The organism is Klebsiella terrigena (genome assembly GCF_012029655.1).
GTDB classification, from domain to species: Bacteria; Pseudomonadota; Gammaproteobacteria; order Enterobacterales; family Enterobacteriaceae; genus Klebsiella; species Klebsiella terrigena.
In genome coordinates this window covers 1,586,486-1,602,199 of sequence record NZ_CP050508.1, presented here as the reverse complement: position 1 = coordinate 1,602,199, position 15,714 = coordinate 1,586,486, and the positions used below count along the sequence as shown (strand labels likewise).

14 protein-coding genes are annotated in these 15,714 nt (G+C 60.6%); 4 read left to right on the top strand and 10 right to left on the bottom strand.

Annotated features, from left to right (window positions below; genetic code table 11):
* The first annotated feature begins 218 nt into the window (after positions 1-218).
* From glpA to glpC, 3 genes are read left to right on the top strand one after another with little or no spacing between them, the layout of a single operon-like run.
* Entirely contained in the window at positions 219-1,841 is a 1,623-nt protein-coding gene (gene glpA, locus HCK03_RS07645) for an anaerobic glycerol-3-phosphate dehydrogenase subunit A (RefSeq protein ID WP_167691353.1), read from the top strand.
* Positions 1,831-3,090, top strand: coding sequence for a glycerol-3-phosphate dehydrogenase subunit GlpB (glpB, locus tag HCK03_RS07640; RefSeq protein ID WP_143717311.1), 1,260 nt, complete (start codon positions 1,831-1,833; stop codon positions 3,088-3,090). The genes glpA and glpB overlap by 11 nt, the downstream gene beginning before the upstream one ends.
* Positions 3,087-4,265, top strand: a complete 1,179-nt coding sequence (gene glpC, locus HCK03_RS07635; RefSeq protein WP_143717312.1) for an anaerobic glycerol-3-phosphate dehydrogenase subunit GlpC — start codon at positions 3,087-3,089, stop codon at positions 4,263-4,265. The genes glpB and glpC overlap by 4 nt, the downstream gene beginning before the upstream one ends.
* 25 nt (positions 4,266-4,290) lie before the next feature.
* Here glpC and yfaU read toward each other — a convergent pair whose 3' ends face one another.
* From yfaU to HCK03_RS07600, 7 genes are all read right to left on the bottom strand, one after another.
* Entirely contained in the window at positions 4,291-5,094 is an 804-nt protein-coding gene (yfaU, locus tag HCK03_RS07630) for a 2-keto-3-deoxy-L-rhamnonate aldolase (RefSeq protein WP_167691352.1), read from the bottom strand.
* A 14-nt stretch (positions 5,095-5,108) separates the two neighbouring features.
* Positions 5,109-6,398, bottom strand: coding sequence for an MFS transporter (locus tag HCK03_RS07625; RefSeq protein WP_167691351.1), 1,290 nt, complete (start codon positions 6,396-6,398; stop codon positions 5,109-5,111).
* A 52-nt stretch (positions 6,399-6,450) separates the two neighbouring features.
* Positions 6,451-7,656, bottom strand: a complete 1,206-nt coding sequence (gene rhmD / locus HCK03_RS07620; RefSeq protein WP_041146541.1) for an L-rhamnonate dehydratase — start codon at positions 7,654-7,656, stop codon at positions 6,451-6,453.
* 13 nt (positions 7,657-7,669) lie between these two features.
* Positions 7,670-8,452, bottom strand: a complete 783-nt coding sequence (locus HCK03_RS07615) for an IclR family transcriptional regulator (RefSeq protein WP_134527144.1) — start codon at positions 8,450-8,452, stop codon at positions 7,670-7,672.
* Positions 8,453-8,656: 204 nt separating this feature from the next.
* A complete protein-coding gene (locus HCK03_RS07610; protein ID WP_041146543.1) occupies positions 8,657-9,853 on the bottom strand; it encodes a nicotinamide mononucleotide deamidase-related protein YfaY in 1,197 nt (398 codons plus the stop codon).
* A 94-nt stretch (positions 9,854-9,947) separates the two neighbouring features.
* Positions 9,948-10,490: a YfaZ family outer membrane protein gene (locus HCK03_RS07605; protein ID WP_041146544.1), complete on the bottom strand. Its 543-nt coding sequence runs from the start codon at positions 10,488-10,490 to the stop codon at positions 9,948-9,950.
* 310 nt (positions 10,491-10,800) lie between these two features.
* Positions 10,801-11,757 carry an Rpn family recombination-promoting nuclease/putative transposase gene (locus HCK03_RS07600; RefSeq protein ID WP_123551760.1) on the bottom strand — a complete coding sequence of 319 codons (957 nt, stop codon included), beginning with the start codon at positions 11,755-11,757 and terminating at the stop codon, positions 10,801-10,803.
* 136 nt (positions 11,758-11,893) lie between these two features.
* Here HCK03_RS07600 and nudI point away from each other — a divergent pair, with 136 nt between their 5' ends.
* On the top strand, positions 11,894-12,319 hold the full coding sequence (gene nudI / locus HCK03_RS07595; protein ID WP_115192190.1) for a nucleoside triphosphatase NudI: 426 nt from the start codon (positions 11,894-11,896) through the stop codon (positions 12,317-12,319).
* Between the two features lie 199 nt (positions 12,320-12,518).
* Here nudI and menE read toward each other — a convergent pair whose 3' ends face one another.
* Genes menE through menB form a run of 3 tightly spaced genes read right to left on the bottom strand, consistent with a single transcriptional unit; the run spans position 12,519 to position 15,714 of the window.
* A complete protein-coding gene (gene menE, locus HCK03_RS07590; RefSeq protein ID WP_167691350.1) occupies positions 12,519-13,895 on the bottom strand; it encodes an o-succinylbenzoate--CoA ligase in 1,377 nt (458 codons plus the stop codon).
* Positions 13,892-14,857, bottom strand: coding sequence for an o-succinylbenzoate synthase (menC, locus tag HCK03_RS07585; RefSeq protein WP_041146548.1), 966 nt, complete (start codon positions 14,855-14,857; stop codon positions 13,892-13,894). Before menC ends, menE begins: the two co-directional genes overlap by 4 nt.
* A complete protein-coding gene (menB, locus tag HCK03_RS07580; protein WP_041146549.1) occupies positions 14,857-15,714 on the bottom strand; it encodes a 1,4-dihydroxy-2-naphthoyl-CoA synthase in 858 nt (285 codons plus the stop codon). The genes menC and menB overlap by 1 nt, the downstream gene beginning before the upstream one ends.

The window sequence follows — 15,714 nt, the reverse complement described above, 5'->3', positions numbered from 1 at the left end:
TTTAATCACCCACTTCTGATATGGCGCGATGGTAGGGAAACCTCGCAGACGATACTGTGAAACATCGCACGCTTTGTTACAAAAATATGACAAAACATTCCATTGTGAGCATGAAATCACATTCCATGCTCGATAAACGCGCGAATATGCTCGAAATCAAACAATACGCACTATTTGTGTGGCTAAATGGTGTAAAACGAAAGTAGAGGGATAGAGAGATGGCCGAGACCGATGAGTGTGATGTCATTGTCATTGGCGGCGGCGCAACCGGAGCAGGGATCGCCCGTGACTGCGCGCTCCGCGGGCTGCGCGTAACCCTGGTAGAACGCCACGATATCGCCACCGGGGCGACCGGACGCAATCATGGGCTACTGCACAGCGGCGCCCGCTACGCGGTGACCGACGGCGAATCGGCGCGCGAATGTATCAGCGAAAACCGCATCCTGCGCCGCATCGCCCGCCACTGTGTGGAACCCACTAACGGACTGTTTATTACCCTCCCCGAAGACGATCTCGCCTGGCAACAGACCTTTATTCACGCCTGCCAGCAGGCCGGAATTGAGACCCGTCAGCTCTCGCCCGCCGAGGCGCTGCGCCTTGAGCCCACCGTCAATCCCGCGCTGCTCGGCGCCGTTCAGGTACCCGACGGCACCGTCGATCCGTTTCGCCTGAGCGCGGCCAATATGCTGGACGCCCGCGAACACGGCGCCACCATCCTTACCGGCTGTGAAATCACCGGCCTGCTGCGCAGCGGCGATCGGGTCAACGGCGTGCGCTGCTATGACCATAAGCGCCGTGAAAACCGCACGCTGCGCGCAAGCGTAGTGGTCAATGCCGCCGGGATCTGGGGCCAGCGGATTGCGGAATATGCCGATCTGCGCATTGCGATGTTTCCGGCTAAAGGATCGCTACTGATCCTCGACCATCGCATTAACCACCACGTTATCAACCGCTGCCGCAAGCCTGCCGATGCCGATATTCTGGTTCCCGGGGATACCATCTCCCTGATTGGCACCACCTCGGTGCATATTCCCTACGATGAAATTGACGATAACCGGGTCACCGCCGCGGAAGTCAATACCCTGCTGCGCGAAGGCGAGAAGCTGACCCCCGTCATGGCCCGCACCCGGGTGCTGCGCGCCTACTCCGGCGTACGCCCGCTGGTGGCCAGCGATAACGATCCCAGCGGTCGTAGCGTCAGCCGCGGCATTGTGCTGCTGGATCATGCCGAACGCGACGGGATGGCCGGGTTTATCACCATTACCGGCGGCAAGCTGATGACCTACCGCCTGATGGCCGAATGGGCGACGGACGCCGTTTGCCGCAAGCTTGGCAACACCGTCCCCTGCACCACCGCCGAAACCCCTTTACCGGGATCCCGCGAGCCGGTCGAAGCCACGCTGCAAAAAATCATCTCTCTGCCCGCGCCGCTGCGGGGATCGGCGGTGTACCGACACGGAGACCGCACGCCCGCGTGGCTTGGCGATAGCCGCCAGCATCGCAGCCTGGTCTGCGAGTGCGAAGCGGTTACCGCGGGGGAGGTGCAGTACGCGGTAGAAAATTTAGCGGTCAACAACCTGCTCGATTTACGCCGCCGTACCCGAATCGGGATGGGAACCTGCCAGGGCGAGCTGTGCGCCTGCCGCGCCGCCGGGCTGCTGCAGCGCTTCAATGTCGCCACGCCGGCCCAATCGCTGACCCAGCTTTCTGAGTTTTTAAACGAACGCTGGAAAGGCGTACAGCCCGTCGCCTGGGGCGATGCGCTGCGCGAAAGTGAATTCACCCGCTGGGTCTATCTCGGGCTGTGCGGTTTGCAAAAGGAGCAGCAGGATGAAATTTGATTGCGCGATCATCGGCGGCGGGCTCGCCGGGCTACTTTGCGGGCTGAGCCTGAATCAATATGGTTTGCGCAGCGCGATCGTCAGCCGCGGTCAAAGCGCGCTGCATTTCTCCTCCGCCTCGCTGGATCTGCTCTCAGAGCTGCCCGACGGCGAAAAGGTGACCGAGGTTGCCCAGGGTCTCGCCCGGCTGGCAGGCCAGACTCCGGAGCATCCCTACGCGAGGATCGGCATCGAACGCGTCATGGACTACGCGGCGCAAACCCAGGCGCTGCTGGCCGCCAGCGGCATTGTGATGCAGGGCGATGCCGCCCGGCCGCATCTGCGCATTACGCCCCTCGGCACCCTGCGCGCCGCGTGGCTCTCCCCGCAGGAGGTTCCCGTTTACCCGTTAACCGCCCAATCCCCCTGCCTGGTCGGGATCGGCGGCTTTGCCGACTTCCAGCCGCACCTGGCCGCCGCGTCGCTTAATCAGCACGGAATGAACGCCAGCGCGGCGGAAATCGATTTACCGCTGCTGGACGTCCTGCGCGAGAGCCCGAGCGAATTTCGCGCCGCCAATATTGCCAGAGTGCTGGATGACGAGCGCCACTGGCCGGCGCTGCTGGCCGCGCTGCTTCCGCTGGCGCAGGAGCACGACTTGCTGATCCTGCCCGCCTGCTTTGGCCTTAGCGATAACCGGCTCTATCTGTGGCTACAAGAGCGCCTGCCCTGCCCGCTGCGCCTGCTGCCAACTCTGCCCCCGTCGGTTCCGGGAATGCGCCTGCATAGCCAGCTCCAGCGCCGCTTTATTCGCGGCGGAGGAACCTGGCTGGCCGGTGATGAGGTGACCAACATCAGCCATCAGGATGGAACGGTCAGCAGAGTATGGACGCGTAACCACGGCGATATCCCGCTGCGGCCGCGCTTTACCGTCCTGGCCAGCGGCAGCTTCTTCAGCAACGGCCTGATCGCCGGGCGCGATGGCGTGCGCGAGCCGATTCTGGGCCTCGACCTACAGCAGAGCATGCCGCGCGAGAGCTGGTATCAGCGGGATTTCTTCGCCTCCCAGCCCTGGCAGCGCTTCGGCCTGAAAACGGATGCGATGCTGCGTCCGCTGCTGCAGGGGCGGCCGCTCAACAACCTGTTTGCCGCCGGTTCTCTGCTCGGCGGCTTTGACGCCATTCAGCTGGGATGCGGCGGCGGCGTTTGCGCGGTCACCGCGCTGCACGTCGCCAAACAGATCAACGACCTTGCCGGAGGCGAACGATGAACGATACCCGCTTTGAGAGCTGCATCAAATGCACGGTTTGCACCACCGCCTGCCCGGTCAGCCGGGTTAATCCGCGCTATCCCGGCCCTAAGCAGGCGGGACCCGACGGCGAGCGGCTGCGGCTAAAGGACGGCGCGCTGTATGACGAGGCGCTGAAGTACTGCATTAACTGCAAGCGCTGCGAGGTCGCCTGCCCCTCTGACGTTAAAATCGGCGATATTATCCAGCGGGCGCGGGCGCAGTACGGCCAGCAGAAGCCCACCCTACGCGATGCGGTGCTGAGCCATACGGATCTGATGGGCACCCTTTCTACGCCGTTTGCGCCGCTGGTCAACGCCGTCACGGGTCTGCAGCCGGTGCGCCGGCTGCTCGATACGGCACTCAGGATAGATCACCGCCGAACGCTGCCAAAATACGGTTTCGGCACGTTCCGCCGGGCATACCGCCAGCTCGCCGCCCAGCAGGCGCAGTTTAGCGACCAGGTCGCTTTCTTTCACGGCTGCTACGTCAACTACAACCATCCGCAGCTGGGTAAGGATCTTATCCGCGTGCTGAACGCCATGGGCACCGGGGTACAGCTGCTGTCCAAAGAAAAATGCTGCGGCGTGCCGCTGATTGCCAACGGCTTTTTTGCCAAAGCCCGCAGGCAGGCGCTGAGTAACGTCGCCGCCATGCGCGAAAGCGCGCTGCCGACCATCGCCACCTCCTCCACCTGCACCTTCACCCTGCGCGATGAGTATCCGCACGTGCTGGATGTTGACAATAGCGACGTGCGCGACAGGGTTGAGCTGGCAACGCGCTGGATCTGGCGCCAGCTTGACGGCGGGCGAACCCTGGCGCTAAAACCGCTGCCGCTGAAGGTGGTCTACCACACTCCCTGTCATATGGAGAAAATGGGCTGGTCGCTCTATACCCTCGAACTGCTGCGGCAGATCCCCGGCCTGCAGCTGGAGGTTTTGGATTCGCAATGCTGCGGCATCGCCGGCACCTACGGCTTTAAGTCGGAGAACTACGCGTCTTCCCAGGCCATCGGCGCGCCGCTCTTCCGCCAGATTGAGGAGAGCGGCGCCGATGTGGTGGTGACCGATTGTGAAACCTGCAAATGGCAGATTGAGATGTCCACCAGCAAGCGCTGTGAACATCCCATCACCCTGCTGGCGCAGGCGCTGGCCTGAACCTCTGCGCGATGATTATGGGGAGTCAGTAGCTCCCCTTTTCTTCCTCCCGCCGCGCGCTGGGCCTGAACATCGCCAGCCGGCTATCCAACGCGTCGGTATAGAGCTGAGTATCTACGCCAACGGCGACAAAATTGGCGCCCCACTCAAGGCTTTTTTGCGCCATTTTCGGATCGACGGCAAGGAAGCCGGCCGCTTTGCCCGCCGCGCGAATGCGGCGAATGCTCTGTTCAATAATCCGCTGCACGTCAGGATGAGCGGCGTTATCCGGATAGCCGAGGGAGGCGGACAAATCGGCAGGGCCAATAAATACGCCGTCAATGCCTTCCACTTCGAGGATCTCATCCAGATTGTCGAGCGCCGTTTTGCTCTCGACCTGAATGAGCAGACAGAGTTCATCATTCGCCTGTGCCATATAGTTCCCTACTCTCCCCCAGCGCGCCGCGCGCGCCACGCCGGCGCCAACCCCGCGCGTGCCGACCGGCGGATAGCGGGTTGCCGCGACGATATCCCGCGCCTGCTCGGCCGTATCGACCATTGGGATAAGTAACGTCCGCGTGCCGATATCCAGCACCTGCTTGATCAAGCTGCGGCTCCCCTCGACCGGGCGTATCACCGGCTGGCTGGCATAGGGGGCAATGGCCTGCAGCTGATGGTAAAGATCCTGAATGGTATTTGGCGCATGTTCGCCGTCAATCAGCAGCCAGTCGTAGCCTGCCGTAGCGGCTATCTCGGCCACGTAGGAGGAGGTTGAGCTCAGCCACAGGCCAATTTGCGTTTCTCCCCTGGATAATCCCGCTTTAAACGGGTTCGATAAAATAGCGTTCATAGGTCTTCCTTATATTAATGCGGTACGCTGCCGGACTGCGGCACCATGCGTGTGACGCTCAATGAAAAGATAATAACGACGCCCACTATCGCCACGCAGGAGAGCGTCAGCAGGCCGGCGGAATTGCTGGCGAAAATCGTCTCTGCCTGAACGCGAACGATCGGTGCCAGAAAACCGCCGATTGCGCCGAACAGGTTGACGAAGCCAATGCCCGCGGCCAGCGCGGTACCGGAGAGTAGCTGCGTCGGCATCGTCCAGAATACCGGCTGCACGGCGATCACGCCGACCGCCGCGACGCACAGCGCCAGTATCGCCAGCACCGGGGGCACCAGCCCGGAGACGCCGATACCAATCGCCGCCGCCAGTAAGGTCAGCGCCGCAATATTGCGCCGTTCGCCGGTCCGATCGGAGTAGCGAGGAATAAGCCAGGTCCCCAGCAGAGCCGCAATCCACGGGATCGCCGTCACCACCGAGGCCACAAACCCCACTTTGGTGCCCAGCAGCGCGGCAACCTGGGTCGGCAGGAAGAAGATCAGGCCATAAACCGCAACCTGAATCGTCAGATAGATAATCGCCAGCTGCCAGACGCGCCCGTTGCGCAGCGCATCGGAGAGCCGGGAAGTCACCTTTTTCTCCTCTTCGCTTGCCAGCTGGCTAAGCAACGCCTGCTTTTCGGCAGCGGTCAGAAAACGCGCGCTGTGCGGCGTATCATCGAGCCAGAAGAAGGTGAAAAATCCCGCGCAGACGGCCAGCAGCCCCTCAATCACAAACATCCAGAACCAGCCGGGATGCCCCATAAAGCCGTGCATTTCCAGCAGCGCGCCGGATAGCGGCGAGCCAAGCGTCAGCGCCAGCGGCGCGCCCATATAGAACAGCCCCATAATGCTGGCGCGATTTTGTTGCGGGAACCATTGAGAAGTCAGGTAGATCATTCCCGGGAAAAAGCCCGCTTCGGCGGCACCGAGCAGCGTCCGTACCAGCAGGAATTTTGTTTCGCTATCCGCCCATGCCATGGCCGCAGAGAGCACGCCCCACAGCAGCGTGGTGCAGCCAATCCATTTTCTCGCGCCAAATTTACGCATCAGCAGATTCGCCGGGACCCCGAGAAAGGCATACACCACAAAAAATATTCCGGCGCCAAGGGCGTAGGCCTCGTTGCTCAGCCCGGTATCCAGCTGGTAGGTCTCTTTGGCAAAACCAATATTCGAACGGTCAAGAAACGCCAGCACGTACAGCGCCAGCATAAAGGGGATCAAACGGGCGCGGTTTTTCTTCACCACGCTCTCCAGCAAAGTATTACTCATCGCAATCTCCTCAGGAATCGGCCGCACAGCGACGCTGCGCGGCACGACGAGATCAGTGGCTATAGGGGCGCTTAAGATGACAGTCGCGATTCAGCTCAACGCCAAAGCCCGGTTTATCGAGCACGGATTTATGGATCCGCCCGTTCTGCGGTACCGGCTCGCCCAGCAGGATCGGGTCAAACTGAGGACGCAGCGTGGCGCAGTCCGGGCTGGTCATCAGGAACTCGCTAAACGGGGTGTTGGTGAAGGTAATCACCGCATGGTGCGAATAGACCGACGAGCCGTGCGGCACCACCAGCTGACCGCGCGCCTTGGCGATCGCCGCGATCTCGACCAGGGTGGTTAACCCGCCGCACCAGCCGACGTCGGGTTGCATAATATCGATGCCGGTTTCCGACAGCGTACGGAAAGATTGCAGCGTGCCGTGGTGCTCGCCGCTGGTGACCATCATCCCGGCAGGGGCACTGCGCTTGAGTTCGCGATAGCCTTCGTACTGCTGCGGCGGTAAGCACTCTTCAATCCACTTGAGGTTATATGGCGCGCAGGCGTGAGCCAGCTTAATGGCGTAATTCACATCCTGGCTCATCCAGCAATCCAGCATCAGCCAGAAATCCGCGCCGCATTTCTCGCGATATTCCGCAACCATGGCGGCGTCTTTGCGGATCCCGGCGTCGCCGTCGTGCGGCCCCCAGTGCGTCGGCATTTTGCCACCGATAAAACCCATTTCCTGCGCCAGATCCGGCCGCGCACCGGTGGCATAGAACTGAATCTCATCGCGAACCGCACCGCCCAGCAGCTTGTAAACCGGCAGGCCAACCACTTTGCCGAACAGATCCCACAGCGCCAGGTCGATACAAGAAATTGTATTCAGCACCAGACCGCCGGAGCCAGAGTAGAACAAGGTGGCATTGAGCATCCGATCGTGAATCAGCTTAATATCGCTGACGCATTTTCCTTCAACGAAGCGGCTGAGGTGCTTTTCGACAATAAAGCAGCCCATCTCTCCCGCCGTGGTTACCGCGAAGCCGGTCTGGCCGCTATCGGCCTCCACTTCAACAATCAGCGTGCCCAGCACGTTAATGCCGAACGACTGGCGGGACTGTTCATACTCGGCATATTTGCTCATCGGAGTCGCGATATGATCGTCAATCCAGTGGTTTGCGCCCTGATCGTGGTAGTCGCCGCCGCCGGCGCCCTTTTCCGCGGTCGCGCCGCCGATAAACCACGCGCGGATGTGTTTAATTTTCGGTAGGGTCATGATGTTCTCCTTGTTATGAAGCTCGTCGCTCGAAGGGGCTTTTCCACCCCAGCAAACGGGAAATATCTTTGGCACAGGCAATCGCCTTACCGGCAAGGTAATCACGATTATCTTCATTGATTTGCAAACGCGTCCCCACCACCGAGATCGCGGCGGTGAGATCGTTATTGGCGTTAAAGACCGGCGCGGCGACGCAGCGGACGTCGAGGTAATCCTCGCCGTTATCAAAGCTCCAGCCTCTGGCGCGAATGAGCTCCAGCTCCTCGTGAAGCCGCTGGGCGGTGGTGATGGTGGTCGGCGTAGAGCGCTCCCACCGCAGTTCGCCGATGATGGCGTGCTGTATATGCGCGGGCTGCCAGGCCAGCAGGCATTTGCCAATGCCGGAGCGGTAGAGCGAGAGGCTTTTCCCCTCGTGCGAGCGGACGCTGATCGTCGCCGGAGATTCGACTTTCAGAATGTAGTAGGCATTACCCTGATCGATGATCCCCAGATGGCAAAGCAGCCCGCATTCGTCCATGAGCTGAGTCAGCCGCGGCCGCGCCAGCTCGCGGAGATCCATTTTGCTTACGGCGTGCCCGGCCAGCTCCACCAGCTTGGTCCACAGGCAGTAGTTATCCTGATTATCCATACTGAGGAAACGCTGCTTTCTCAGCTCGCCCAGCAGCAGATAGGTGGTGCTTTTCGGAATACCGAGTTCGTCAATAATCGTCGCCGCGCCGCAGGGGCCAATGCGGGCGATGAGATTGAGAATATCGATGGCGCGGGTCAGCGCCGGGACCTTGCTTGATTCCAACATACTGGACTCCAATCCTGAATACTGGAATCAGTGTTGCGATTGTCAGGGGGGAAAATTGTGAGCGGCCTCAAATCACGGCGTTATTCCAGCAGGGTGGACATTTCGCAGCGTATAAATGGGGGATAGCGCACAGAATATTTAAAAATAGGTACAGCGGGCTGGACTGAAAACGCACCGGGAGTGGTTCCCGGCGCGATTGGCGACTTAGATCGACAGCGTTTCGACCACGTTAATCCAGCCGTGATCGCCGGCTACCGGCTGGCCATTCAGCCAGCGGCGCAGCATATTCAGGGCCATCATCGCGCAAACCTCCTGGCGGACCTGCAGGCTGTAACGGGTGACGCTGAGCTTAACCCGCAGCGCGTGGGTGCCTTCCGGGGTGGAGAGCACGAAGTTCAGGTAATCGGCTTCCTGGCCGCAGACCGCCAGCGCAAGTCCGGCAAAATGCTTCACCCGCCGCTCTGACGTCCAGCGGGCCGACTGTGCCAGCGTCTCCTCCTGCGCGGGGACCACTTCGCTCGCCAGCAGCGGAGCGCTGGCGCGGGAGAGCTGGAGCGACAGCAGGCCGCTGGTAAACTGCTCGCTGAGGGTCAGGCTCAGCTGCCGCTCCTGCAGGCGGCGCGCAATCTGCGCAGGCAGCCCTTCGGTGCCTTCAAAAATCAGGTTCTCGCCGGCAACTTTTTGCACTTCTGGCCATAGCGCCAGCATCGCGTCGCGCTGTTCAGCAGGACCGGTGAGTTTCAGCTCAATAATCGGCATCGAAGAACGGTAGCCCATTACCACGCCAGGCGGCAGCGGCAGCGGATTGAGGCTTTGCGCCAGGTCGCTTTCTGAACGACCAAAGGTGGTCAGTCGCAGGCACAGCGGCGGCTCAGACAGCGGGAAGCGTTCGCGCAGGCGGGGTAAAATCTCCTGCTCAACCATCACCTTAAATTCCGACGGCACGCCGGGGGTAAAAAACATCAGACAGCGGTTGAGCTGAACGGCAAAACCGCAGGCGGTGCCCACCGGGTTGTTGATCATCTCCGCGCTGGCGGGGATTTCCGCCTGCTTGCGGTTGCTTTCCGCCATCGGTCGTCCGCGCTCGGCAAAGAAACGCGTCATCGTCTCCAGCCATCCGGCGTGCAGAATTAACGACTCGCCTTTAGCGGTTGCCGCGGCCAGCGCGCTGAGATCGTCGCTGGTCGGGCCCAGGCCGCCGTTGACGATCAGCACGTCCGCATGCTCACTGCGCTCGCGTAAAATAGCGATCAGAGAATCAAGATCGTCACCGACGGTGTTGCGACGCGTTAAAGGCAATCCCTGATTAAAAAAGAAATCCGCCAGCCACGCGGCATTGGTATCGACGATTTGCCCATGCAGCACTTCGTCGCCGGTGGACAGCATTTCCACGTTTAACATTGTGAACTCCAGCCTGATAAGTGGAAATACTATAACGCAAAGGTGCGGGCTGGGTAGACAGGAAATCGGCGCGGCATGATACCGCGCCCGGGGATCAGAAGCTGGCGCTGACGCCGACGTACGGGCCATCGGCAATGGTATTATCTTTGTTACCGTCTTTACCAGCCAGGTTCAGATAGCGATAGCCGGCTTCAATGCTCAGAGGACGCATAACCGTCCAGCTCGCGCCGGCGTTAGCTTCCTGATAGCTCTGGATGCCGCTGGAGAGAGAGTCCGGTGAATAGTAGTATTCGCCGAACAGGCGGAAGCTGTCGCCAATTTTCCACTGCAGGCCGCCGCCGACCGCTGCCGCATACCCTTCGTCACCGCTTTTCGGATTGGTATATACGCCTTTGCCACCCACCGTTGCCAGGAATGGCCCCAGAGGAATGTTTAAACCCAGCCCTAAACCTGCCGCGTCGCCGTCGTTGTCGCTGTGCATCCAGTTGCCGGTTACCGCCAGTCCGCTTGATTCGGTACCAAAACCCACGCCAAGGTTGGTGTAGTGCTCACCGGCCTGCCCGGTGACGCTGATAGCGTTTGCCGCCGTAGAGACCAACGCCAGGCCGGCAAAGCCGATTAATATGCATTTTTTCATTTTTTACTCTATCCAGAAATCAAGAATCAAAGAAGTCCCAAAAACCGCAGAATTGTACTGCCGAATGCTGAGGAATCAATGTCCTAAAATGACCTTTATTGTTGGGATTGTAAGCAGTTGCTACCGGAACGCAGGATTTGCCCGGTCGCTGCGCCGCCATCAGCGCTGGCGAGGGGAAGATATCTGGTAAAAAGAGGCGTTTTGCGCACCGTGGTGGCGCATCGTCGGGCGTCCGCGCCGGGTATCGGCAAAAAAAATCGGCGTAAAAAAAGCGGCAGCCGTTCGGCCGCCGCGTTGTGAGAATTATGCGCTAGTGCTTAAGCTGCGCCAGGCGCTGCAGGGACAGGCCGGTCAGCTCGGCGACCAGAGGCAATTCAAGTCCGCAGTCGATCATCGCCAGCGCAATACGCTCGGCGGCCTTTTGTTCACCTTCCTGTCGGCCTTTTTCTATTCCTGCCTCAAGCCCTTGCTGCCTTCCCTGCTGCATCCCTTCCTGACGACCGCGGTCTTCCAGGAACTGAGCAATATTCATGAGCGCCTCCTTATGCGGCTGTAGCGGCACGCTTTGCGCCAGCTGACGCAGAAATGCCACGGGATCGGCGGTACTCCCCGCCTGGAGTATATAGTGCAACAGCGTCTGCAGCTGTCTTTCGCTAGTGTATCCCAGCGCTAATAAGCTGACCACCTGTGCCTGAAGCTCCATCAGATCCCGCTGTCGAATGTGTTTTTGCAGCAGCTCCAGCATGGCCACGCGTCGATGCTGCAGCAGCTCGCTATCCGGGATAGTCGTCACATCCACCAGCGGGAAGGGCTGGCTATAGAGCTTTTCGGCTATCTCTGGCTGTGAGAAGCCGTCCAGCCAGCGCATCGAGTGCGGCCAGGGGCTCGCCTTACCGTGATAGAAAAGCAGCGGGATCACCAGCGGAAGCTGCTGCTGGCCTTTATCGAGATGACGCTGCATCGCCGCCACGGCGTAGCGCATTAAACGAAAGGCCATATGCCGATCCGCAGAGCTTTGATGCTCAATCAGCAGATAGATATACCCTTCGCCAGTCCGGGTCTGCACGGAATAGAGAATATCCGAGTGGCTTGCGCGTAAATCGTCGTCAATAAAGCTGCCGGATTCCAGATGCAGGGTCTGCAGGTCGCACAGCTCGCGTAAGTTTTCCGGCAGATGAATCAGTAAAAAATCCGCCGCCGTCGCCCGGTCCGACAGCAGGCTCTTAAACACGGCATCATGCGGGAAGTGCGCTGTCGCCCGGCTCATGCTGACCTCCTGTCCGTCATTTCAACCCACCCTACCACCGCCAACGCCGGGTGCGCGTTTTCGCTTGCGGTTTACCGAGGCGGCTCGCAAACTGGCAGCCAGAAGCTTTGCTAACCGTTCATTCAAAGGAGATACCATGCGCCAAAGGACTATTGTCTGCCCGCTGATTCAACATGATGGACACTATCTGCTCTGCAGGATGGCCGACGATCGCGGCGTTTTTCCCGGCCAGTGGGCGCTTTCCGGCGGCGGCGTGGAGCCTGGCGAGCGAATTGAGGACGCCCTGAGGCGTGAAATTCGTGAAGAGCTGGGTGAAGCCCTGCAGCTGACGAGCATTACGCCCTGGACCTTCAGCGACGACGTGCGGGTCAAAACCTATAGCGACGGCCGGCAGGAGGAGATCTACATGATCTACCTGATTTTCGATTGCGTCAGCGCCAACCGTGAAGTCACCATTAACGAAGAGTTTCAGGATTATGCGTGGGTCAGCGTCGAGGATTTGCCGCGCTACGATCTGAACGTCGCCACGCGCAAGACCCTGGCGCTGAAGGGGCTGCTCTGATTTTTAACCCGCGGTCAGATAGCGGATTCCGCACCGCCGGGCTGAGGATGACTTAGCCCGAGCAATGCGCTACCGCGAACTTTGCCGATTAACGTTCGCCCTGATGAGTATTAGCGGCATCGCTATAATCATAAAAACGTATTCAATCTCTTCATCAAAAGATGATTCAAAGGTTCACTAGCGATAGCTATCCGCCGCTCTAAGCGCAATCGTCCCGATGCGCGTTGACCCACTCGCGTAACGCCCGACGCGAAATCTTTATGCCGCCGGTTTTCAGCGCCTCGGGCAGCGCCAGCCAACGTACCGGCTGCTGAAAGCGCGCTAGCTTATTCTCGACCCAGGCCGCTAAAGCGGCCATGTCGCACCGTTCATCGCCTTCGACCACCGCCACCGGACGCTGGCCAAACTCGGCATCGTCCAACGGCACGATGAACGCCTGGCGAACCTGCGGATGAGCCATAATCACCCGTTCAACCTCTTCCGGCTGGATCCCCTCACCGCCGCTGAAAAAGAGATTATCCAGACGCCCAAGGATGGTCAGCCTGCCGTTACGCAGCTCGCCGCGATCGCGCGTGGCAAACCAGCCCTGCTCGTTAACCAGCGGCACCAGCCCGCCGTCGCGCCAGTAGCCCGCCGCCATGCTGGCCCCGCGCAGCCAAACCTCGCCGTCGACAATTTTCAGCTCCCGCTGGGGCAACGGCTGTCCAACATCCGCCTCACCGTCGGCCTCTTTGGCACACACCGTCGAGGCAAATTCGGTCAGGCCATATCCGCACCAGCTGCGAATACCTTTCTCCCGGGCCTGCTCGGTCAGTTCGACGGGGATCGCCGCCCCGCCCAGAAGAACGGCCTTCAGCGATACCTGCGCATCGCCGTTGAGCAGCCGCCACAGCTGCGTTGGCACCAGCGAGGCGTGGCTGCAGCCCTGCAGAGCCTGTTCTAACGGCCGCTTTTCCCGCACCGTCAGACGCGATCCGGCCAGCAGCCAGCGCCAGAGAATTCCCTGTCCCGAGACGTGAAACAGCGGCAGGGAAAGCAGCCAGTCGTCGTCGGCGGCCAGCGGGATCATCGCCAGCACCCCTTGCGCGCTGGCAAGATGAGCGCGGAAAGTATGCACTGCGGCCTTCGGCAGCCCGGTAGATCCTGAGGTCAGCGTCATCGACGCCAGACGATCTTCGCTCCAGGCCAGGCTGCGTTCTCCGGCATCGGCGCGCATAGTCAGCGGCGAATAGCCGAGGGCGTCATTATCCTCGCCGCTAAGCGCCAGCAGATGGTGCACATCGAGAGACGGCAGCAGCTGCGCCAGCATTGCCGATGGCAGCTGCGGATTAAGCGGCAGCACCCTGGCACCGCACTGCAGCAGCGCCAGCCAGGCCAGCAGCGCCGCCGGCTGGTTGTGGGCCCGCAGAATAACGCCATCGCCCTCACCTACGCCCTGAGCGACAAACCCTGCCGTCAGCGCGTCAACCCGGTCGCACAGCTGCTGCCAGGTCAGGCTATCGTCGTTCAGCCGCAGAGCAAACGCCTCGCCCCGCCGCTGACGCCAGTGGTGCCACGGCCAGTCGCGAAAGATCACAGCAGCGGCTCCAGCGCATCCGTTGACAGGCACGGCAGCGTGCTTTCAGGCCACGGGCGCACCAGCTGGGACTGCATCAGCGCCAGCGTATCGAGGCCCGGAATGGTCTGCGGCGTCAGCCAGGCCGCAATACGCGCCAGCTGTGTCAGCCCAAGGCTCGACTCAATCGAGGAGCTGATGACCGCCGTCAGCCCCAGAGCGTGGGCGGCGGCAACCTGCTCCTGTACTTTTTGCAGGCTACCGGTAAGGGTTGGCTTAATCACCACCGCCCCAACTCCCGCCTCGGCCTGCAGGCAAAAATCGGCTTCACGCAGGCTCTCATCCCAGGCAATGGTAATGCCGGTTTCTTGCGCAAAAGCGCGGGAATCAGCCCGGGTTTTGCACGGTTCCTCGAGGAAAGCAATGCGATCGCGATACTGCGGATCCACGTATTTTGCGAACTGCTGCGCTTTCAGCGGCGTCCAGGCACGGTTAGCGTCCAGACGCAGCCGCAGCTCGGGGATAGCCTCCAGCAGCAGATTCACAACCATGCCGTCACGTACGGCCTCATACAGGCCCACTTTGACCTTAGCGACCTTCTCGCCCGGCATCGCTGCGAGCCTGGCAAACAGCTCGTCCGGATCGCCGGTGCACAGCGGCGCGGCGCGATAATCTGCCGCCTGCGGCAGCTGCTCATTCAGCTCGGCCAGCGCACAGCTGACCCCGAACGCCGCACAGGGCTGCGGAGGAAAAGGAAGATCCTGCCCCTGACGCCAGGCCGTCGCCCACGCCAGCAGCGCAGCCTGCGCCTCTTCCAGGGTTTCTTCGCTAAATCCCGGCAGAGGAGAAACCTCTCCCCAGCCTTCGCGCTCGCCCTCCTGGAGATGGACGAACAGCCCGTCACGGGTTTTTAACCGCCGTTCGCGCAGAACCACGCCCGCGTCCATCGGTATCTGCCAGCGGTAAACCTGCGCCCGGCGCATTACGGATTCCGTTTAAATTTGCTGAAGTCCGGCTGACGCTTCTGATTAAATGCGTTGCGCCCTTCCTGACCCTCTTCGGTCATGTAGAACAGCATGGTGGCATTACCCGCCAGCTCCTGCAGACCCGCCTGACCATCGCAGTCGGCATTCAGTGCCGCCTTCAGGCAGCGCAGAGCCATTGGGCTGTTTTGCAGCATTTCACGACACCAGCGAACGGTCTCTTTTTCCAGATCGGCCAGCGGGACGACTGTGTTGACCAGCCCCATATCCAGCGCCTGCTGCGCGTCGTACTGGCGGCACAGGAACCAAATTTCGCGCGCTTTTTTCTGGCCAACGATGCGGGCCATATAGGCTGCGCCCCAGCCGCCGTCGAAGGAGCCAACTTTCGGCCCCGTCTGACCAAAGATGGCGTTTTCTGCCGCGATTGTCAGATCGCACATCATATGCAGCACGTGGCCGCCGCCGATGGAGTAGCCGGCGACCATCGCGACGATCGGTTTCGGACAGGTGCGGATCTGACGCTGGAAATCGAGCACGTTCAGGTGATGCACGCCGGAATCGTCCTGATAGCCGCCGTAGTCGCCGCGCACCTTCTGGTCACCGCCGGCGCAGAACGCCAGGTCCCCTTCGCCGGTCAGGATAATGACGCCAATATTGTCGTCATAGCGGGCATCCGCCAGCGCCTGAATCATCTCTTTTACGGTCAGCGGACGGAATGCATTACGCACCTGTGGGCGGTTAATGGTGATTTTAGCAATACCGTCCGTCGATTTTTGGTAACGAATATCGGTATAGCCTTCGGAACAATCGTGCCATTCAACGGGGGCGTAGAGCATGGCTTCATCAAGAGAGATCAT